The organism is Pseudomonas sp. P4_C4, assembly GCF_056402055.1.
In genome coordinates this window covers 24,955-46,254 of sequence record NZ_JBFUID010000045.1, presented here as the reverse complement: position 1 = coordinate 46,254, position 21,300 = coordinate 24,955, and the positions used below count along the sequence as shown (strand labels likewise).

The following is a 21,300-nucleotide window of genomic DNA, read 5'->3' as shown; positions in this document are numbered from 1 at the left end:
TAGGAGCGAGCTTGCTCGCGATGGACCGGAGGGCGACGCGGGCATCCAGACAGCACGCGTCATCGTTAACGTCCATCGCGAGCAAGCTCGCTCCCACATGAGCTGCACGGCGCGAGGTGTAGCGCGGTTTTCCGAAGAGGACGCAGTATGTGTTCGTATAAAAATAATATGTTGCAGCTGGCCTTTGGCGTTGTGCTTTGCCTGTCGCAGGGCATCACCCATGCGGCCGATTACGTCGATGTACTGGACCTGCCCGCCAGGGCTAGTGCCTTGGCCATCAACAGCCCGTTGTCCGGAATGACCCGCGCCGGTGGGCGCGTGATCGCCGTCGGCCAGCGTGGCCATATTCTGTTTTCCGATGATTCGGGAAACCATTGGCAACAGGCCGCCGTACCGGCCAGTGCCGACCTCACTGCGGTGAATTTTCCGACCACCACCCAAGGCTGGGCGGTGGGAAATGACGGCGTGGTGCTGCACAGCAGCGACGCCGGCGCGACCTGGCACAAGCAGCTCGACGGTCGTCAGATCGGCGCCTTGCTGGTCAAGCATTACACGGCGCTGGCCAGCGCCGAACCGGGCAATGAGCAATGGCCGCAGTTGGCTATGGAAGGCCAACGACTAGCCGATCAGGGCGCGGACAAACCGCTGCTCGACGTCTGGTTCGCCAACGACAAAACCGGCTATGTGGTCGGTGTATTCAACCTGATCCTGCGCACTGACGACGGTGGCCTGACCTGGACGCCATTCCAGGACCGCACCGACAACCCCCAGGGTTTCCACCTCAACGCCATCGCCTCCACCGGCGACAGTCTGTACATCGCGGGCGAGCAAGGCCTGCTGCTCAAATGGGACGACAGCGCCCAACGCTTCAATGCCGTGCCGACGCCTTATCAAGGCAGCTTTTTCGGCGTGCTCGGCAAGCCTGGCGAAGTGCTGATCTACGGTCTGCGCGGCAACGTGTTGCGCAGCACCGACGGCGGCCAGAGCTGGACTGTGCTGGACACCGGCCTGCACGTCAGCATCACCGCGGGCCTGATCGATGCCCGTGGCAACTATCGCTTGTTCACCCAGGGTGGGCAGATGCTGGTCAGCCAAGGGACGGGCGCGCAGTTGCATCTGGTGCGGCAACCGGCACCGACCCCGGTCGCCGGTGCCACCCAGTCCGCCGCTGGCGCGTTGGTGGTAGCGGGCAGCCGTGGCGCCCGGACGCTGTCCGCCGATCCAGCCCTCGAACCCTAAGAGCGAGAACCCAGACATGGGCAATATCAAACAAGACGCCATGCCGGTGATCCGCGAACTGCGGGATTTCGACCAGCGCTCCGGCAACCTTCTCGAGCGGCTGGTGTTCAACTACCGCCCGCTGTTCATGCTGCTGATGGCGCTCGCCACCGTGGTGCTGGGCTTCATGGCCGTGACTCGCCTGGAGCTGCGCCCAAGCTTCGAAAAAATGATTCCCCAGAGCCAGCCCTACATCCAGAACTTCCTGGAAAACCGCGCTTCGCTGCGCGGCCTGGGCAATTCGGTGCGGGTAGTGGTCGAGAACACCCAGGGCGATATTTTCGATCCGCAATACCTCGACGTGCTCAAGCAGGTCAACGACCAGCTGTTCCTCACCGAAGGCGTCGACCGCGCGTGGATGAAGTCGCTGTGGAGCCCGGCGGTGCGCTGGACTGAAGTCACCGAGGACGGTTTCCAGGGTGGCCCGGTGATGCCCGACAGTTATCAGGGCTCGCCCTCCGACATTGAACAGTTGCGCCAGAACATCTCCCGCGCCGGTCTGGTGGGCAGCCTGGTGGCCAGCGACTTCAAGTCGACCATGCTGATCGTGCCGCTGATGGACAAAGCCGCCGCCGGTGGTCAACGCATCAACTACCACGCTTTCTCGCAGATGCTCGAAGAGCAGTTGCGCGACAAGATCGAATACGCCGGCGACAGCGCTGCGCGTAAATCCGGGGTCGAAGGCACCGGCCATTACAAGGTGCGGGTGATCGGCTTCGCCAAGCTCATGGGCGACCTGATCGACGGCCTGATCCAGGTGATGATGTTCTTCGGCCTGGCCGTGGTCACTTCGCTGATCATCATTTACGGCTACACCCGTTGCGTGCGCAGCACTCTGCTGGTGGTCGGCTGCTCGCTGATCGCGGTGGTCTGGCAACTGGGTATTGTCGCCTGGCTCGGCTACGCCATCGATCCGTACTCGGTGCTGGTGCCGTTCTTGATCTTCGCCATCGGCGTGTCCCACGCCGCGCAGAAGATGAACGGCATCATGCAGGACATCGCCCGTGGCACCCATAAACTGATCGCTGCGCGCTACACCTTCCGCCGTCTGTTCATCGCCGGTGTCACCGCGCTGCTGGCCGACGCCGTGGGCTTCGCCGTGTTGATGCTGATCGACATCCCGGTGATCCAGGATCTGGCGATCACCGCCAGTATTGGTGTCGCCGTGCTGATCTTCACCTCGTTGTTGTTGATGCCGGTGGCGCTGTCCTATGTCGGTGTGGGCGCGAAAGCTGCCGAGCGTGCGCTGAAAATCGACAACCGCGCAGAGAAGCACAAAGGCTTCGGCAGACTGTGGGACGCGCTCGATCGCTTCACCACCGCCAAGTGGGCCACCGGCGCGGTAGTGGTCGCGGTGTTGATGGGCATTGGCGGTTACATGGTCAGCCAGAACCTGAAAATCGGCGACCTCGACAGCGGGGCGCCGGAGCTGCGCGCCGACTCGCGCTACAACCGCGACAACGCCTACATCACCCAGCATTACGCGCTGTCCAGCGACCTGTTCGCGGTGATGATCAAGACCGCGCCGGAAGGCTGCCTGAACTACAAGACCCTGGTCCTCGCCGACCGCCTGGCCTGGGAACTGCAACAGTATCCGGGCGTGCAGGCGACCGCGTCCTTGGTCAACGCGGTACGCCAGATCACCGCCGGCACCTACGAAGGCAACCCCAAGCTCAACAGCATCCAGCGCAACCAGGACGTGCTGAACTACGCCGCGCAACAAGCCTCGGTCAACTCCCCGGAGCTGTTCAACACCGACTGCTCGCTGATGCCGGTGATCACCTTTCTCAAGGATCACAAGGCCGAAACCCTGGACGCGGTGGTGGCGATTGCCGACAAGTTCGCCAAGGAAAACAGCACCGCGGATCGCCAGTTCCTGCTCGCCGCCGGTACCGCCGGTATTGAAGCCGCAACCAACATAGTGGTCCGCGAAGCCAACCGCACCATGCTGCTTTACGTCTACGCGGCGGTGACGCTGTTCTGCCTGATCACCTTCCGCAGCTGGCGCGCCACGCTGGTGGCGCTGTTGCCGCTGGTGCTGACCTCGATCCTCTGCGAAGCCTTGATGGTGGCCATGGGTATCGGTGTGAAAGTCGCGACCCTGCCGGTGATCGCCCTCGGCGTGGGCATCGGCGTGGACTACGCCTTGTACCTGCTCAGCGTGCAACTGCACTTCCAGCGCCAGGGCCTGCCTTTGTCCCAGGCCTACCGCAACGCCGTGTCGTTCACCGGCCGGGTGGTCGGGCTGGTGGGCATCACCCTCGCTGCTGGCGTGGTGTGCTGGGTCTGGTCGCCGATCAAGTTCCAGGCCGACATGGGCATCCTGCTGACCTTCATGTTCCTGTGGAACATGCTCGGCGCGCTGATCCTGATTCCGGCCCTGTCCTGGTTCCTGCTGCGCGAACGGGCCCCTCAGCCCGGTTCTGTCGCGGTAACCGAAAACGCTGAATCCACTGAACGTCCCGGCATGCCCCATGCCGTGACCACTTCCGAGTAAGCCAAGATGTCTGATTACAAAGCTCCCCTGCGCGACATGCGCTTCGTACTCAACGAGGTTTTCCAGGTGTCCCGGCTCTGGGCGCAATTGCCCGGCCTGGCCGACGTGATCGATGAAGAGACCGCCGCCGCCATCCTTGAAGAGGCCGGCAAGATCAGCGCCGAAGTGATCGCGCCACTGAACCGCGCCAGCGACGAACAGGGCTGCACCTGGAACGACGGCGCGGTCACCGCTCCGGACGGTTTTGCCCAGGCCTATCAAGCCTTCGCCGAAGGCGGTTGGGTGGGTGTCGGCGGTGATCCGCAGTACGGCGGCATGGGTATGCCCAAGGCGATTTCGGCGCAGGTCGAAGAGATGGTCAACTCGGCCAGCCTGTCGTTCGGCCTGTACCCGATGCTGACCGCCGGCGCCTGCCTGTCGATCAAGGCCCACGCCAGCGAAGAACTGAAAGCGGCTTACTTGCCGAACATGTACGCCGGCACCTGGACCGGTTCGATGTGCCTGACCGAAGCCCATTCCGGTACCGACCTCGGCCTGATCCGCACCAAGGCCGAACCCCAGGCCGATGGCAGTTACAAGGTCAGCGGCAGCAAGATTTTCATCACCGGTGGCGAGCACGACCTGACCGAAAACATCATCCATCTGGTGCTGGCGCGACTGCCGGATGCACCGGCCGGGCCGAAAGGCATCTCGCTGTTCCTGGTGCCGAAAGTGCTGGTCAACGCCGACGGTTCGCTGGGTGAAAACAATGCGCTGTCCTGCGGCTCCATCGAACACAAGATGGGCATCAAGGCCTCCGCCACCTGCGTGATGAACTTCGACGGCGCCACCGGCTGGATCGTCGACGCACCGAACAAAGGCCTGGCGGCCATGTTCACCATGATGAACTACGAGCGTCTGGGCGTGGGCATACAAGGCTTGGCACAGGGCGAGCGTTCGTACCAGAACGCCGTCGCCTACGCCCGTGACCGCCTGCAAAGCCGTGCACCGACCGGCGCGCAGCACAAGGACAAAGCGGCCGACCCGATCATCGTGCACCCGGACGTGCGCCGCATGCTGCTGACCATGAAAGCCTTGAACGAAGGCGGCCGTGCGTTCTCCAGCTACGTGGCCCTGCAACTGGACATCGCCAAGTACAGCGAAGACGCACCGACACGCCAGCGCGCGCAGGATCTGGTATCGCTGCTGACCCCGGTGGCCAAGGCATTTCTCACCGACATGGGCCTGGAGACCACCATCCACGGCCAGCAGGTCTTCGGCGGCCACGGCTACATCCGTGAGTGGGGCCAGGAGCAACTGGTGCGGGACGTGCGCATTACCCAGATCTACGAAGGCACCAACGGCATCCAGTCGCTGGACCTGGCCGGGCGCAAGATCGTCGGCAGCGGCGGGGCGCTCTACCGTTTGTTCGCTTCGGAAATCCGCAACTTCACCGCCACTGCCTGCGCGGACCTCGGCGAGTTCACCCAGCCGCTGAACGCCGCCGTCGACACCCTCGACGACCTGACCGCGTGGCTGCTGGACCGGGCACAAAACAACCCGAACGAAATCGGCGCGGCCTCGGTCGAGTACCTGCACGTGTTCGGCTACACCGCGTACGCCTACATGTGGGCGCGTATGGCCAAGGCCGTCATGAGCGGCGATGGCGAAGACGATTTTTACACCAGCAAACTGGCCACCGCACGTTTCTACTTCGCCCGGTTGCTGCCGCGTATCCACTCGTTGAGCGCATCGGCCAAGGCCGGCAGCGACTGCCTCTACGAGCTGCAAGCTGATCAGTTCTGATCGAAAGGACAAGGAACCTTAAACATGATGGCGACAAAAATAATTCCGCCCGCCGACGGCGCTTATGCCTATCCCTTGCTGATCAAGCAACTGCTGCTGTCCGGCGTGCGCTACCAGCCGGGCCGGGAAATCGTCTACGCCGACAAGCTGCGCTACAGCTACCAGACCCTCAACAAGCGTATTCGCCGCCTGGCCAATGCGCTGACGGCGGCCGGGGTCAAGGCCGGTGACACCGTGGCTTTACTCGACTGGGACAGCCACCGTTACCTGGAATGCTTCTTCGCCGTGCCGATGATCGGCGCGGTGCTGCACACCGTGAACATTCGCCTGTCGCCGGAGCAGGTGTTGTTCACCATGAACCACGCCGAAGATGACCTGGTGCTGGTGCATGATGATTTCCTGCCCCTGGTCGAGCAGATCCAAGGTCGGCTGGAAACCGTTAAAGGCTACCTGCAGCTCACCGATGACGAGGCAACCACCACCTCGCTGCCGATGCTGGGCGAGTACGAGCACCTGCTGTCCCTGGCCCCGGACCAGTACGACTTCCCCGATTTCGACGAGAATTCGGTCGCCACGCTGTTCTACACCACCGGCACCACCGGCGACCCGAAAGGCGTGTACTTCAGCCACCGGCAACTGGTGCTGCACACCCTGAATGCCGTCGGCACCCTGGGCGCCTATCAGGGCCAGCCGCTGCTGCGCTCCGACGATGTGTACATGCCGATCACGCCGATGTTCCATGTGCATGCCTGGGGTGTGCCGTATGTCGCGACCCTGATGGGCATCAAACAGGTGTATCCCGGCCGCTACGAGCCCAACAGCCTGGTCAGGCTGTACCGCGAAGAGAAGGTGACCTTCTCCCACTGTGTGCCGACCATTTTGCAGATGATCCTCAACTGTGAGGAAGGCAAGGCGACCCGTTTCGATGGATGGAAAATGCTCCTGGGCGGTAGTGCGCTGACCCTCGGCGTTGCCAGCGAGGCCAATGCCAAAGGCATGGTGGTGCATGCCGGCTACGGCATGTCCGAGACCTGCCCGTTGCTGTGCCTGACGTACCTGCGCGACGAAGACCTGCAGCTATCTGCCGAAGCGCAACTGCCGATCCGCATCAAGACCGGCACGCCGGTGCCGATGGTCGACCTGAAGATCATCGACGCCGAGGGCAATGACGTGGCCCATGACGGCGAGTCCCTGGGCGAGATCGTGGTGCGCGCGCCGTGGCTGACCCAGGGCTATCTGAAAGCCCCGGACAAAGGTGCGCAGCTGTGGCACAACGGCTGGCTGCACACCGGCGACATGGCCTCGATTGACCCACTGGGCGGCGTGGAAATCAAGGACCGCATCAAGGACGTGATCAAGACCGGCGGTGAGTGGATCAGCTCCCTGGAACTGGAAAGCCTGATCAGCGAACACCCAGGCGTCATGTCCGTGGCCGTGGTGGGCATCGTCGATGAACAGTGGGGCGAACGCCCGATGGCCATGGTCGTCTGCGAGCCGGGGCAATACCTTGACCGCAAGATTCTGGAGGTTCATTTGCAAGCCTTCGTCGACGGCGGGCGCATCAACAAATGGGCGATCCCCAAGCAGTTCAAGTTCGTGACCGAAATCCCCAAGACCAGCGTCGGCAAGATCAACAAGAAGCTGATCCGGGAAACTGAAGCGAACTGAGGGGTAAACCTGCCGCTGTTGTTGTAGGAGCGAGCCTGCTCGCGATGGACTCGAGAGCGCCGCGTTATTGTAGGAGCGAGCTTGCTCCGGGCGGCGTTCCGACGATGGACTGGAGAGCGCCGCGTTTAACCAGTAAACACGCGTTATCGTTAACGACCATCGCGAGCAAGCTCGCTCCTACAACGAGTCCAGCAGCAGGCGGTTTCTGGATAGCCCGATTGGCGTCATCTTTGTCATAGTCCTCGCCAGAGATAACGCCCCGTTGGTCGCAGTTTTCAGCGCTTGTGCCAAGCTGAACGGGGTATTGAACCGCCGTGTATTCAAATGCCGGCCAGCCAAACCCCAGGAAGCCCGCGACATGAACTTCACCCGTGCATCAAACGTCCGCAAAGAGTTCTACAAAGCCGTCTGGTTCTACTTCAAAGTGGTGTGGCCGATCTTCTCGATACTGCTGTTAGTGATCGTTGCGTTTGGCCTCATCATCGCCCAGATGGAAGGATGGAGCCCTGATGACGGTGTCTACTTTGCCTTCGTGACGGGGCTGACCATCGGCTACGGAGAGCTGGTGCCCAAACTGGGCGTCTCGCGAGTGTTGGCAGTGCTGCTGGGTTTCAACGGCGTGCTGATGACCGCGACGTTCGCGGCAATCAGTGTCCGGGCGATTGAAGTGACCGTGACGGCGGCGCGGAAGGAGTAGGGCAATCCCAACCACAACACATATCCCCCTGTGGGAGCGAGCTTGCTCGCGATGGCGGTATATCAACCAGCAAAAATGCTGAATGTTAAGCCCTCATCGCGAGCAAGCTCGCTCCCACAGTGTTTTTTTGCAGCCAGCAGGCTAAGCCTCCCACCCCGCCCCAGTCACCGCCGCCTGCACCAGTGGGTGCAAGTCCGCCCCCTGATGTTCCGTCTGCCAGGCCAGCAGTTCCTTGCGCATGCTCRGCGCCCAGTACATCTGCATATGATTGCGCACGCTGAGCACCGCCTGTTGCTGGTCCGGCTGGCTGGCGAAGTACTGGGCGATCTGGTTGGCCATCTTGATCAGGTTGTCAGTACTCATCGGCGTACCTCGGCTTTGGTCCCGCGTGCCTGACGACGTTCATCGAGCAAACGTTGCTGTTCCTCGCTGAATTCCTGGAAGCGCTTTTGCCACTCCGAAGGGTGATAAACGCGACTGACCTCCACGGCCGTGACCTTGTACTCCGGACAGTTGGTCGCCCAGTCGGAGTTGTCGGTGGTGATGACGTTGGCGCCCGATTCCGGGAAGTGGAAGGTGGTGTACACCACGCCTGGGGCGACCCGTTCGGTGATTCGCGCACGCAGCACGGTCTGCCCTGCGCGGCTGCCGATGCCGACCCAGTCTCCTTCGTTGATGCCACGGCTCTCAGCGTCGGTCGGGTGGATTTCCAGGCGGTCTTCGTCATGCCAGGCGATGTTATCGGTACGCCGGGTCTGCGCGCCGACGTTGTACTGGCTGAGGATGCGCCCGGTGGTCAGCAACAGCGGATAGCGACTGTTGACCTTTTCCTCGGTGGGCACGTAGCCGGTGAGCATGAAGCGCCCCTTGCCACGCACGAATTCTTCGATGTGCATGGTTGGCGTGCCGTCCGGTGCCTCGGCGTTGCACGGCCATTGCAGGCTGCCGTGGCGGTCCAGTTCGGCGTAGCTGACGTTGGTGAAAGTCGGCGTCAGGCTGGCGATTTCATCCATGATTTGCGATGGATGTTGGTAGTTCATCGGGTAGCCCAAGGCATTGGCCAGGGCCACCGTGCCTTCCCAGTCGGCCTTGCCGCCCAGCGGGTCCATGACCTTGCGCACCCGGGAGATGCGTCGCTCGGCGTTGGTGAAGGTGCCGTCTTTTTCCAGGAACGAGCAGCCCGGCAGGAACACGTGGGCGAACTTGGCGGTTTCGTTGAGGAAAATGTCCTGCACCACTATGCATTCCATGGCCGACAGGGCCGCGGTGACGTGCTGGGTATTGGGGTCGCTCTGGGCGATGTCTTCGCCCTGGCAATACAGGCCCTTGAAGCTGCCGCCCAAGGCTGCCTCGAACATGTTGGGGATACGCAGGCCCGGGTCGGGTTGCAGGGTGACGTTCCAGGCCTGTTCGAACTGCGCTCGTACCACCTCGTTGGAGACGTGCCGGTAGCCGGGCAGCTCATGGGGGAAGGAACCCATGTCGCAGGAGCCCTGGACGTTGTTCTGCCCGCGCAGTGGGTTCACGCCCACGCCTTCGCGGCCGATGTTGCCGGTGGCCATGGCCAGGTTGGCGATGCCCATCACCGAAGTACTGCCCTGGCTGTGTTCGGTGACGCCCAAACCGTAGTAGATCGCCGCATTGCCACCGGTGGCATACAGGCGCGCAGCGGCACGGATGTCGGCAGCGGGTACACCGCAGACAGGGCCGAGGGCTTCCGGCGAGTTTTCCGCACGGCTGACGAATTCACTCCAGATCGCGAAATCGCTACCCTCGCAACGGGCGTCGATAAAGGCCTGGTTGAGCAGTCCTTCAGTGACAATCACATGAGCCAAGGCGTTGAGCATGGCGACGTTGGTACCGGGGCGCAGGGCCAGGTGATACTCGGCGCGGGCATGCACCGTATCCACCAGATCAATGCGTCGCGGATCGATGACGATCAGCCGCGCGCCTTCACGCAGGCGACGTTTGAGTTGAGAGGCGAACACCGGGTGGGCGTCGCTGGGGTTGGCACCCATCACCAGGATCACGTCGGCCTGCATCACCGAGTCGAAACTCTGGGTGCCGGCGGACTCGCCCAGGGTTTGTTTCAGGCCATAGCCGGTGGGCGAGTGGCAGACCCGCGCACAGGTGTCGACGTTGTTATTACCGAAGGCGGCCCGCACCAGTTTCTGCACCAGATAGGTTTCTTCGTTGGTGCAGCGGCTGGAGGTGATGCCACCAATGGAATCGCGGCCATATTTTTGCTGCAGCCGGCGAAATTCGCTGGCGGCGTAAGTCACCGCTTCATCCCAGCTGACTTCCTGCCAAGGGTCGCTGATGTGCTTGCGGATCATCGGCTTGGTGATGCGATCCGGGTGGGTGGCGTAGCCCCAGGCGAAGCGCCCCTTGACGCAGGAGTGGCCGTGGTTGGCCTGGCCGTTCTTGTCCGGAACCATGCGTACCAACTGGTCGCCTTTCATCTCGGCACGGAACGAGCAGCCCACACCGCAATAGGCACAGGTGGTGATCACGCTGCGTTCGGGTTGGCCCAGTTCGACCACGCTTTTTTCCATCAGGGTCGCGGTGGGGCACGCTTGCACGCAGGCGCCGCAGGACACGCATTCCGAATCGAGGAAGTTCTCGCCGCCGGCAGCGGCCACCCGGGATTCGAAACCGCGCCCGGTAATGGTCAGGGCAAAAGTGCCCTGGGTTTCTTCGCAGGCGCGCACGCAGCGGTTGCAGACGATGCACTTGCTCGGGTCGTAGTCGAAATAGGGGTTGGAGGTGTCTTTCACGTCCTCCAGATGGTTCTCGCCTTCATAGCCATAACGCACTTCCCGCAGGCCGACCTGACCGGCCACGGTTTGCAGCTCGCAGTTGCCGTTGGCCGAGCAGGTCAGGCAGTCCAGCGGGTGATCGGAGATGTACAGCTCCATGACGTTGCGGCGCAGGGTCGCGAGCTTGGGCGTCTGGGTGTGCACGCTCATGCCTTCGCTGACCGGCGTAGTGCAGGACGCCGGATAACCACGCATGCCGTCGATCTCCACCAGGCACATGCGGCAGGAGCCGAAGGCTTCCAGGCTGTCGGTGGCACAGAGTTTGGGAATGGTAGTGCCCAGCAGCGCGGCGGCGCGCATCACCGAGGTGCCTTCGGGCACGCTGATGCTGCGGCCATCGATGTTGAGGGTGACTTGCACCTGGCTGTCGCGGGCAGGCGTACCCAGGTCAATGTCTGTTTTCGGGTCGAAGAGAGTGATCATTGTTCGGCCTCCGAGGCTTGCAGACCGAAGTCGGCGGGGAAGTGCTTGAGGGCGCTGGCGACCGGAAAAGAGACCATGCCGCCCAATGCGCACAGCGAACCGTATTGCAGGGTGTCGCACAGGTCCTTGAGGATGATCACCTGTTCATCGCGACCGTTCTGGTCGGGAGCGGCCAGCAGGCGGTCGATCACTTCAACGCCACGGGTAGAGCCGATACGGCACGGCGTGCATTTGCCACAGGATTCCTCGGCGCAGAACTGCATGGCGAAGCGCGCCATGCGGGCCATGTCCAGGGTGTCGTCAGCCACCACCACACCACCGTGACCGAGCATCGCACCGATGGCCATAAAGGCTTCGTAATCCAACGGTGTGTCGAATTGCGAAGGTGGCACCCAGGCGCCGAGCGGGCCGCCCACCTGCGCAGCCTTCAACGGCCGGCCACTGGCGGTACCGCCGCCGTAGTCTTCCACCAGCTCCCGCAAGGTCAGGCCAAAGGCACGTTCCACCAGACCGCCGTGACGAATATTGCCCGCCAGTTGAAACGGCATAGTTCCCAGGGAGCGGCCCATGCCGTAGTCGCGATAGAACTGCGCGCCCTTGGCCAGAATCAGCGGCACCGAGGCCAACGTCAGCACGTTGTGCACCAGCGTCGGCAAGCCGAACAGCCCCTGCAACGCCGGAATCGGCGGCTTGGCGCGAACGATCCCGCGCTTGCCTTCGAGGGAGTCCAGCAGCGCGGTTTCTTCACCGCAGATATAAGCACCGGCCCCGACCCGCACTTCCATATCGAATGCCAGGCCGCTGCCGCCGACATTGGCGCCCAGGTAACCGGCTTCTCGGGCGATGTTCAACGCGGCCCGCAACGTGGCCACGGCATCCGGATATTCCGAGCGCACATAGATGTAGCCGAAAGTGGCGCCGACGGTAATGCCGGCAATGGCCATGCCTTCGATCAGCAGGAAGGGGTCGCCTTCCATCAACATGCGATCGGCAAAGGTGCCGGAGTCGCCTTCGTCGGCGTTGCAAACAATGTACTTCTGCACAGCCTGAGTGCCGCGCACCGTGCGCCACTTGATCCCGGCGGGGAAGGCCGCGCCGCCACGGCCACGCAGGCCCGAATCGAACACTGCCGTCGCGGTCTGCTCGCCGCCAATGGCGATGGCCTGGGTCAAACCCTCGAAACCGCCGTGGGCCCGGTAATCCTCCAGGGACAGCGGCCGGGTAATGCCGGCGCGCGCAAACAGCAGACGTTGTTGAGACTTGAGATAAGGCAATTCTTCCACCAGCCCCAAGGCCAGCGGATGAGCGGACGGCTCGCCTTGCAACGCATCGAGCACCGACGGCACATCCGCCGCCGTCAGCGGCCCAAAGCCGATCCGACCTTGCGGACTGTCTACCTCCAGCAACGGTTCCAGCCAATACAGACCACGCGAACTGGTGCGCTGCAACTCCAGCGGCAAATTGCGTTCCCGGGCCTGAGTGATCAGGGCCACCGCCACCTCATCGGCACCCACGGCACGGGCAAGGGAATCACAAGGCAGATAAAGAGTCGGCATCACACGTCCTCCCGGCATGCATCGAGCAATGCATCCAAACGCTCAGCACTGAGTCGCGCATGCACCCGGCCATCCAGCTCCAGAGCCGGCGAACAGGCGCAGGCACCCAGGCAATACACCGGCCGCAAACTGATGCTGCCATCAGCACTGCTGCCGTGATCGTCCAGTTGCAGACGCTCGCGCAACTGCGCGGCAAGCTGCTCGGCACCGCGGCTCTGGCAGGATTCGGCCCGGCACAGCCGCAAGATATGCCGCGCGGGTGGCGCGGTACGGAAGTCATGGTAAAAACTGATCACCCCACGAACCTCGGCCTGACTCAGGTTCAGGGCATGGGCAATCTCGGGGACGGCGACATCGGGGATGTAACCGATGCGCTCCTGAATATCATGAAGAATAGGCAACAGCGCACCCGGGGTGCCCTTATGGCGCTCCAGCAGACTGTTGACCACAGGCAGGTGCAACATCTCATCAGGCATTCAGCAATCCTCACGGTCACGGACAAACCAGGCGGTTGTCGGTTGTCCGAAAGTGTCGGCTGCGGCATTCACACCACGTCACGGTATCGTGGCATCTACAGACCGTCGGCCAGGGCACCCTGAGCGGGCATCTTGTTGCGCCCGGCACGGTCTTCGCCGCACCTCAATAGGGGCATAAAAGCCAGATTGCCACGCGGCCCTTGATTCGGCTGCACCAGAGCGACGTGTTCGGTTCTGTCTACGACCTTGTATTGAGTCTAGAAGAATGAGGGGTGAGGCGCCGTGCCAGAGGGGAGGTTGCTGGAGTTATGCACAGCGGATTGCCTGTGGAAAAGGTGACGATCAAGCCCACCGGAAGCACCCGGAGGCCGGGAAATCTGACACTCTCAAAAACGGTTTAGAGCGGGTTTGACAGTCAGAACCAGAACGAAAATCGCGTTCCTACGCAAATTTCAGGTCCGCTGATACACCAATCATTGGCAGATTTTACGTAGCGACGCAGACTTCAAAACAGTGTCTGCGTTTTTACATAGCCTGGTCCCAAAGCTGACGGTAGTAACAGGCAGAAATCAGCCAAAAGCGGCCTGTCGAAAAACCGTTAATCTCATTCCAACTTGGTCTTCACATTCTGCCCCGTGACCGATCAATGCTTCACTGTCTAAAAAAACCTCCCCCCTTGGGTGAGTGTCGCTTTTCGCATCAACTCTTTGCGCAATTTTCCGGGGGACATGCCAAACATGTTCTGAAAATGTCGAATGAAATGGGGCGCATCGGCGAACCCGCATTCGAAAGCGATTTCCCCTATATGTCGATCCGAGCTGATGAGGAGCCATCGGCCAAACCTGAGTCGAACCTGACGGTAGAATTGGGCTGGAGTGTTACTGGTTTCGGCGACAAACAGCCGCTCAAGTTGCCGTTTACTGGTACCGACAAGGTTTGCGATTGAGTCAATATCCAAGGGCTCGGTCATGTGCTTTTCCATCAGCATCACGGCTTCGTGCAGGCGCCTGTTCGAAGAGCTGGCATAGCCAAGTGCCTTGCGCCGGTCGACGAAACTGCCGGAGCTGGTTTTTGCGACCGTCATCTGATGAACAACTTTGCCGGCCCGATCCGGGCCGCAATGCACCCCAATAAGATGAATGGCCAACTCAATCACTGAGATACCGCCTGCGCAGGTGATCCGATCCTTGTCGATGAGGAAGTCACTGTTGCTGACAAAGCGCAATCTGGGGAACAGACGTTTCCAGTCGTCGCAATGGTAGGCATGTACGCAAGCGGTACGTCCCTCCATCAAGCCATGTCGAGCGAGCACGAAGCTGCCCGTGCATAGACCGATCAACGGCACGTTAGCGGCTGCTGCCTGAAGCAGAAATGCCGGATACGTCTTTGGTGCGGCCTCAAGGGAATCAAGCAGTCCACCAATCACCACGATGTAATCAAATTGATGAGGATTGGTGAGCTCACTGTCGATAGGCACATCCAGTCCGCAGCTGGAAATGACTCTTTGCCCGGGGGTACCGAGTACTTTCCATTGGCATCGTATCGGGCGGCTCTGATCACCCGTATCGGCAGCATGTCGCAACGCATCGGTCAGCCCCGAGAGTGACAGCAAGGGGAAGCGCGGCCACAACACAATACCGATAGACAACTCGGTGGCGCCGCGTCGGCTTGGCGGATGTCGTGCCTGACCATTATCAAGCCCTTCCACAAGGCTTTCGCTGGAGGTCCTGGGCAGTACATCTCCGAAATGTCGCAAATGTTCAATCATTCATGCAAACCATCCAACCAGTTATACCGTCGATCACCATACGATGAGCGCCTGCCCAACACCATGCTGTTCATAAAAAAACAATCGAGGAGCACGTGATGAAGAAGCCCAACGTTCAACGTTTTGCCGGTATCTATGCGGGTCTGCTGGTATCCATGCTGGCCTCGGTACCGGCATTCGCACTGGAAACGGTAGAGCCGGGAAGCCTGACTATCGCGTTCACTGGCGATATGCCGGGGACCGGTTATCAAGACAGCCGGATGGTCGGCTACGACGGTGAAATCCTTCAACAAATATCTGAGAAGCTGGGTTTGAAGGTTAAACCTGCCTTGATGGACTGGGCCGGCACCATCGCCTCAGTACAAGCTAAACGCGTGGATGTCATGGCCGGCACCATGGGCTGGACCGAGCAGCGCGCGAAGATCATGACCGTGAGCGACCCGATTCACTATTTCAAGAACGGCATCACCCAGACCGACAAGACCAACTGGAGCACCCTCAAAGATTTGCAGGGCAAGAAGGTCGGCACCATCACGGGTTTCTCGTTCATCCCTGAGATGCGCAAGATCGAAGGGCTGCAAGTAGCGCTGTATGACACCTCCGATGCCGCGGTGCGCGATCTCCTCGCCGGGCGCATCGATGCAGTGATTGGCGATCCTCCGGTCATGCAATACGCCATTTTTCGCAACGAGCAGTGGCACCTGCACTTCAATGCTTTCACCGACAACGATCCGAATTTCCCACTGCTGACGGGGCTAGGTCAGGTGGTGTACGGCTTCAATAAAGGGGCCAGCCCGCAGCTGGTGGCTGCCGTGAACGAGCAGATCCAGACCCTCTGGAAAAGCTGTGAAATGCGCAAGATCGGTGCCCGCTACGGTCTGACTCAGGATGTCTGGTATGTGCCGGAAGGCAAGGACCTGAGGCTGGGTGTCGACCGCCCGGCGGACTGGAAACTGCCCGGCTGCAAGTAAGCGCTTGAGCGGATGAATCGGCCTGATGGCCCGTGCCGATTCATCGCCATGTCTATAACAAAAAGAGGTTAACCAAGATGTCGACCCCGTCCGAACCTGCGTTGCTGCGAGTGCATGACCTGCACAAAAGTTATGGTGATCTGGAGGTGCTCAAGGGGATCAACCTGGAGTTGAAAGCCGGTGAAACCCTGTCGTTGATCGGCCCGAGCGGGTCGGGAAAGTCCACTTGCCTGCGTTGCATCAATTACCTGGAAAAACCCACTCGAGGCGATATCTGGCTGGGCGACGAGTTGATCGGGCAGATCAAGGACGGTAAACGCATACGTCTGATGAGTGATCGGGAAATGGCTCCGCAGCGACGCGAGATCGCGATGGTGTTCCAGCTCTTCTACCTCTGGCCACATTTGAGCGTACGCGACAACGTCGCGCTGGGGCCGATCAAGGCACAGGGTATGCCGCGCAAGCAGGCCTATGAGCTGGCTGATGCCATGTTGGAAAAAGTCCATCTGCGGCACAAGGCCGAGGTCTATCCCGAGCAGTTGTCCGGCGGACAGCAACAGCGGGTCGCTATTGCCCGCGCGTTGGCCCAACAACCTAAAGTCATCCTGTTCGACGAGCCGACCTCGGCGCTGGACCCCGAACTGGTGGGGGAAGTACTGGCCGTGATTCGTGAGCTGGCGCAAGAGGGCCGCACCATGATCATGGTGACCCATGAAGTGCGCTTCGCTCGGGATGTGGCGGATCGGGTGATCTTCATGGACGGCGGACACATTGTCGAGCAAGGGCCTTCGGCGCAGGTTATCGACAACCCAAGCCATGAGCGCACCCGCAGTTTTCTTGGGCGCATGGCCATGGAGGGCGCTTGATGGCGAACTTCGAGGTCTTTCTCGGGCTACTGCCTCTGTTGTTGAAAGGCGCGCTCACCGCCCTGGAAATCGCGCTGTGTACCTTGCTGCTGGCGAGTGCCGGAGGGGTAGTACTGGCGGTGTTGCTGACGTTCAGTCGGTCACGGGTGTTGCATGGGGTGATCGGCTGTTTCATTGAGTGGATGCGCAATGTTCCCGCGCTGGCGCATCTGTTCCTGATCTATTTCGGTCTCTCCTACCTTGGCATCAACTTGCCCGCGTGGCTGGCCGCCATCGTTGGCTTGAGTCTGGTGGGCAGCGCGGTGTTGGCCGATATTTTCCGTAGCGGCTTGCAGTCGCTGCATGTCGGTCAGCATGAAGCCGGATTGGCTGTCGGTCTGAGCCGGATGCAGATTTTGCACTGCATTCTCTTGCCCCAGGCCCTGCGCGTGACGTTGCCAGCGTTCGCCAACTACGTCACGCAATTGGTCAAGGACACGTCCATCGCCTCGGCCATTGCCGTGCCGGAAATCATGTTCCTGGCGCGTAATCTGGTGACCTCCACCTTCCAGACTTCACTGATCTATTTGGCTGTGATGTGCATCTACGCCGCGATGATTTTACCGATCGGTGTGGGATTCATTCGGCTCGAACGTCATTTTGGGAGCGCGCGATGATCAGTTTTTTTCAGCAATACCCGGAGTACTGGAGCGACTGGATCGCTCGCCTGTTGCTCGGTGCACGGATCACTGCCGAATTGTCCCTGATGGGGTTCGCTCTGGCGGTCGTGCTGGGGGCGTTGTTGGTCTGGGCGATGAGAAGTCCGAGTGTCATCCTGAAACGGTTGGCAGCGTTCTTTATTCAGAGCATGCGCGCTGTACCTCTTCTGGCGTTGCTGCTGGCCCTGTATTTCGCGTTGCCCAGCCTGGGGTTGACGTTGTCCGGCTATTGGGCCGGGGCCATCGGTCTGGGTTTGCAGGGTGCCGCTTACGTTGCGGAGATCCTCCGTGGCGGCCTGGATTCGCTGCATCGCGGCCAGCGCGAAGCCGCTATCGCCATCGGACTGACGCCGCTGAAAGCGTTTACCACCGTCATCCTGCCGCAAGCGATTCGCGGCATGTTGCCGCCACTGCTTAACGCCTACGTGTCGATCCTCAAGGACAGCTCGTTGTGCGCTCTGATCGCCACCGATGAGTTGATGCTGGCGGCGCGGGCCATCGCTTCGGAAACCTTCCTGCCAATGCATGTCTTCCTGCTGGTAGGGCTGTTCTATTTTGTTATCGCTTTCCCTCTTTCAATGCTGTCGCGTGTGCTTGAAAAGCACTTTTCACGCGGGCGCAAAACCGTGCGAGGTTGAACATATGAGCACCATAGATCGAGTTACTTCCCACAGCATTGCCCAGTTGCAGCGGGCGCTGCAGGCGGGATCGCTGACTAGCGAAGCGCTGGTTCGTGCGCAACTGGCGCGCATCGAGCGCTTTGACGAGCAGCTCAATGCCTATGTCGAGACCTATTCCTCGCGTGCTTTGAACGCGGCTATCGCCGCTGATCGCCAGCGTGCGTCCGGCATACACCTGGGACCGCTGCATGGCATTCCTCTGGCGATCAAGGACTTGTTCGAGATCGATGGCCAGGCCATCACGGGTGGATCATTGGCACAGGCACCGCGTGTTTCGAGGTTGACCGCCACTGCAGTGCAACGCCTGGAGCGTGCCGGTGCAATCATTCTTGGCAAGACCCACACCGTCGAATTCGCTTTCGGTGGCTGGGGCACCAACGCGGTGATGGGCACGCCGTGGAACCCGTGGGACCGTAACGTGCATCGCGCTCCGGGTGGTTCAAGCAGCGGCTCGGCAGTGGCCGTGGCCAGCGGGTTGGCGAGCGCTGCGTTGGGCACCGACACCGGCGGCTCGGTGCGGATTCCGGCGGGCATGTGCGGCTTGGTCGGGCTGAAAACCACGCGTGGGCTTATCAGTCGCCATGGCTTGATCGAACTGTGTCCTTCGCTGGATTCGGTAGGGCCTATCACCCACACCGTTGAAGATGCGGCGTGGATGTTGGATGCACTGCTGGGCCCGGACCCGCTGGATCCGGTTTCGGCCCAGGCACCTGTATTCAGCGCCGCTGCCGGTCTCAATCAGCCGGTAGCCGGTTTGCGCATCTGGGTGTTGCCACAGGCCGAACGAGCGCATGTCGCTCCCGGGGTGCTGAAGGCTTACGATTTGGGGCTCAAGCAGTTGGCCGCGTTGGGCATGCAACTGATCGAGCAACCGCTACCCACGTCGTTGGAGCAGTGCATGCGCATCGCTGGTGGGCTGATGAGCGCCGAAGGTTATGCCAGCCTGGGTAGCTTGTTCGAGCGCGACGATCTGCGTTTCGACCCCCATGTTCAACGTCGCGTACTCAGTGGTCGCGCCATCGACGCAGCGTCGTATATCCAGTTGCACAATCAGCGCCGCGCCGCTCGGCACGCCATGCAGGAGGCCATGACCAACATAGACGCCTGCGCTTTCCCGACCAACGCTATTGGCAGTGTGCCGTTGGATGAGGTCGATGAATATGGCACGCCACTGGCCTTGTTGGGGCGGTTCGCCAACTTGCTGAACTTGTGTTCGGTGGCGCTGCCCATCGGGCTTGATGAAAAGTGCATGCCGGTCTCGATGCAGATTGTGGGTCGGGCATTCGCCGAACCGCTGATTCTGCGCATCGGCCATGCCTATCAACAGGTCAGCGATTGGCACACGCTACGGCCTGAGGGCTGGGAGCTGGCGGACAACGCGGTTGCGTGATGGATATAACTGCTTGATATATCCCTGGATATCACCCTGCCAGCGCCCCAAGTTAAAGTGGGGTTAGAAAGTGTCACCTATAAATTTATATAAAAATTTAATATATACCTTCCCAGTGATTTCGCGAGTTATCAAAAATTTCACCGGAAGGGTTACTCCAGGGATAACGTTTCAATAATGTTGTTCGCCATGTACTGAGTTTGCTTTTGTCGCTATCAGTGGTGTTTCCTGCCGCCCATAAAGTCAGGCCATTTCCTTAGTCGGGTAGTGGCTTGCGCAGAGTCATGTATGTCGTCAAATCGTTAGTTGTCATCAACAACGTTCTGTATCAGGAGATGTATTGTATGCCTTTCACTCGGACTGTTATTGCTCTTTCTTTAGGTCTGATTATAGGGCAGGGGTATGTTCAGGCTGCGCCGCTGCTTTCTTTGGATAATGGTCAGTCTGAACGGGCCGTGGTAACCAGTAATGCATGGGTTGAAATTAACCAGGCGGCGTTTGAAAACAATATTCGTACGCTCCAGAACACCTTGACGAATAAATCACGGCTTTGTGCCATCCTCAAGGCGGATGCCTATGGTCATGGTGTCGCGTTATTGATGCCGTCTGTCATGAAAATGGAAGTACCCTGCGTAGGCGTTGCCAGCAATGAAGAGGCTCGAGTTGTACGTGAAAGTGGATTCAAGGGGGAACTTGTCCGAGTGCGTACAGCGACGTTGGCCGAGGTGGAAGGAGCATTGCCGTACAAGATAGAGGAGTTAGTCAGTAGCCTCGATTATGCTCGAGAAACGGCCGCTATTGCTGAAAAGCATGGGGGTCGCCTGAAGGTTCACTTGGCGTTGAACGCAGGTGGTATGAGTCGCAACGGCCTGGAAATGAGCACTGAACACGGTCGGCAAGAAGCCTTGGCGATCAATCGTTTGGCTCCTCTGGAGCTGGTCGGAATCATGACTCACTTCGCGGTGCAGGATAAGGATGATGTTCGGCAAGGGCTCAAGGCTTTCAATGAGCAAACGGCTTGGCTGATAAAGGCCGCCGGAATTGATAGAAGTAAAATCACTCTTCATGCGGCGAACTCTTACGCGACGTTAGAAGTGCCAGAGTCGCATTTGGACATGGTACGTGCCGGAGGCGCCTTGTATGGGATGATGGAACCTTCGCATGCCGAGTACAAACCGGTCATGCAGGTCAAGTCATACGTGGCGTCTGTTAATCAATACCCTAAAGGCAATACAGTGGGGTATGACCGAACAGTGACACTGAGTCGTGATTCAAAGCTTGCGAATATTCCAGTGGGCTATTCTGATGGCTATCGTCGAGCGTTTACCAATAAAGGCGTTGTCCTTATAGATGGGCAGCGTGCTCCAGTGGTAGGGAAGGTCTCCATGAATACACTCATGGTGGACGTGACAGATATCCCTGCTGCGCGCGCTGGCGATCAAGTGGTGCTCTTCGGTAAACAAGGCGACAGTGAGATCGCCCAGAGTGAACTTGAAGAACTCAGCGGAACATTGCTGGTGGACCTTGCTACCGTTTGGGGGAGTAGCAATCCCAAAGCCCTGGTGGCGGATAAAGCCTCCGACTAACCAGTGAGGGTGCTAGTCGCTACTGCGGTGGTAACGCTCACACAGTAGCGACTTTTGGCAGTGACGCCTTGAGGATTTGACAGATCTGTTCTCGTCAACACTCGTCGGCCAGGTGCGGTCCATGGATGAGATGTTCCCCTCT

The 21,300-nt window shown here is 60.2% G+C and carries 16 protein-coding genes; 11 read left to right on the top strand and 5 right to left on the bottom strand.

Annotated elements, in window-relative coordinates; translation table 11 throughout:
• Window positions 1-147 precede the first annotated feature (147 nt).
• The 5 genes from AC1DXW_RS21830 (at window position 148) to AC1DXW_RS21810 (ending at window position 7,925) form a co-directional block, all read left to right on the top strand.
• Entirely contained in the window at window positions 148-1,239 is a 1,092-nt protein-coding gene (locus tag AC1DXW_RS21830) for a WD40/YVTN/BNR-like repeat-containing protein (protein ID WP_477755134.1), read from the top strand.
• Between the two features lie 16 nt (window positions 1,240-1,255).
• On the top strand, window positions 1,256-3,775 hold the full coding sequence (locus AC1DXW_RS21825) for an efflux RND transporter permease subunit (RefSeq protein WP_477755135.1): 2,520 nt from the start codon (window positions 1,256-1,258) through the stop codon (window positions 3,773-3,775).
• A 6-nt stretch (window positions 3,776-3,781) separates the two neighbouring features.
• The gene (locus AC1DXW_RS21820; protein WP_477755136.1) at window positions 3,782-5,560 is read left to right on the top strand and encodes an acyl-CoA dehydrogenase C-terminal domain-containing protein; all 1,779 of its coding nucleotides are present in this window, start codon (window positions 3,782-3,784) and stop codon (window positions 5,558-5,560) included.
• 24 nt (window positions 5,561-5,584) lie between these two features.
• Window positions 5,585-7,228: a fatty acid--CoA ligase gene (locus AC1DXW_RS21815; protein ID WP_477755137.1), complete on the top strand. Its 1,644-nt coding sequence runs from the start codon at window positions 5,585-5,587 to the stop codon at window positions 7,226-7,228.
• A 358-nt stretch (window positions 7,229-7,586) separates the two neighbouring features.
• Window positions 7,587-7,925, top strand: a complete 339-nt coding sequence (locus tag AC1DXW_RS21810; protein WP_477755138.1) for a potassium channel family protein — start codon at window positions 7,587-7,589, stop codon at window positions 7,923-7,925.
• Between the two features lie 141 nt (window positions 7,926-8,066).
• On the opposite strand, the gene AC1DXW_RS21805 is transcribed toward AC1DXW_RS21810, so the two are convergent.
• From AC1DXW_RS21805 to AC1DXW_RS21785, 5 genes are all read right to left on the bottom strand, one after another.
• The gene (locus AC1DXW_RS21805; protein ID WP_477760437.1) at window positions 8,067-8,288 is read right to left on the bottom strand and encodes a formate dehydrogenase subunit delta; all 222 of its coding nucleotides are present in this window, start codon (window positions 8,286-8,288) and stop codon (window positions 8,067-8,069) included.
• On the bottom strand, window positions 8,285-11,167 hold the full coding sequence (gene fdhF / locus AC1DXW_RS21800; RefSeq protein ID WP_477755139.1) for a formate dehydrogenase subunit alpha: 2,883 nt from the start codon (window positions 11,165-11,167) through the stop codon (window positions 8,285-8,287). The genes AC1DXW_RS21805 and fdhF overlap by 4 nt, the downstream gene beginning before the upstream one ends.
• A complete protein-coding gene (locus tag AC1DXW_RS21795) occupies window positions 11,164-12,723 on the bottom strand; it encodes a formate dehydrogenase beta subunit (protein WP_477755140.1) in 1,560 nt (519 codons plus the stop codon). The genes fdhF and AC1DXW_RS21795 overlap by 4 nt, the downstream gene beginning before the upstream one ends.
• Entirely contained in the window at window positions 12,723-13,199 is a 477-nt protein-coding gene (locus tag AC1DXW_RS21790; RefSeq protein ID WP_477760436.1) for a formate dehydrogenase subunit gamma, read from the bottom strand. Before AC1DXW_RS21790 ends, AC1DXW_RS21795 begins: the two co-directional genes overlap by 1 nt.
• A 658-nt stretch (window positions 13,200-13,857) precedes the next feature.
• Window positions 13,858-14,967, bottom strand: coding sequence for a GlxA family transcriptional regulator (locus tag AC1DXW_RS21785; protein WP_477756001.1), 1,110 nt, complete (start codon window positions 14,965-14,967; stop codon window positions 13,858-13,860).
• A gap of 98 nt (window positions 14,968-15,065) precedes the next feature.
• Here AC1DXW_RS21785 and AC1DXW_RS21780 point away from each other — a divergent pair, with 98 nt between their 5' ends.
• The 6 genes from AC1DXW_RS21780 (at window position 15,066) to alr (ending at window position 21,158) form a co-directional block, all read left to right on the top strand.
• The gene (locus AC1DXW_RS21780) at window positions 15,066-15,938 is read left to right on the top strand and encodes an ABC transporter substrate-binding protein (protein WP_477756000.1); all 873 of its coding nucleotides are present in this window, start codon (window positions 15,066-15,068) and stop codon (window positions 15,936-15,938) included.
• Window positions 15,939-16,015: 77 nt separating this feature from the next.
• Window positions 16,016-16,804 carry an amino acid ABC transporter ATP-binding protein gene (locus AC1DXW_RS21775; protein ID WP_086945812.1) on the top strand — a complete coding sequence of 263 codons (789 nt, stop codon included), beginning with the start codon at window positions 16,016-16,018 and terminating at the stop codon, window positions 16,802-16,804.
• The gene (locus AC1DXW_RS21770; protein WP_019582764.1) at window positions 16,804-17,460 is read left to right on the top strand and encodes an amino acid ABC transporter permease; all 657 of its coding nucleotides are present in this window, start codon (window positions 16,804-16,806) and stop codon (window positions 17,458-17,460) included. The genes AC1DXW_RS21775 and AC1DXW_RS21770 overlap by 1 nt, the downstream gene beginning before the upstream one ends.
• The gene (locus AC1DXW_RS21765) at window positions 17,457-18,140 is read left to right on the top strand and encodes an amino acid ABC transporter permease (RefSeq protein ID WP_218429438.1); all 684 of its coding nucleotides are present in this window, start codon (window positions 17,457-17,459) and stop codon (window positions 18,138-18,140) included. Before AC1DXW_RS21770 ends, AC1DXW_RS21765 begins: the two co-directional genes overlap by 4 nt.
• Before the next feature lie 4 nt (window positions 18,141-18,144).
• A complete protein-coding gene (locus AC1DXW_RS21760) occupies window positions 18,145-19,572 on the top strand; it encodes an amidase (protein ID WP_477760435.1) in 1,428 nt (475 codons plus the stop codon).
• 344 nt (window positions 19,573-19,916) lie between these two features.
• Window positions 19,917-21,158 carry an alanine racemase gene (gene alr, locus AC1DXW_RS21755; protein ID WP_477755281.1) on the top strand — a complete coding sequence of 414 codons (1,242 nt, stop codon included), beginning with the start codon at window positions 19,917-19,919 and terminating at the stop codon, window positions 21,156-21,158.
• The last annotated feature ends 142 nt before the right edge of the window (window positions 21,159-21,300 follow it).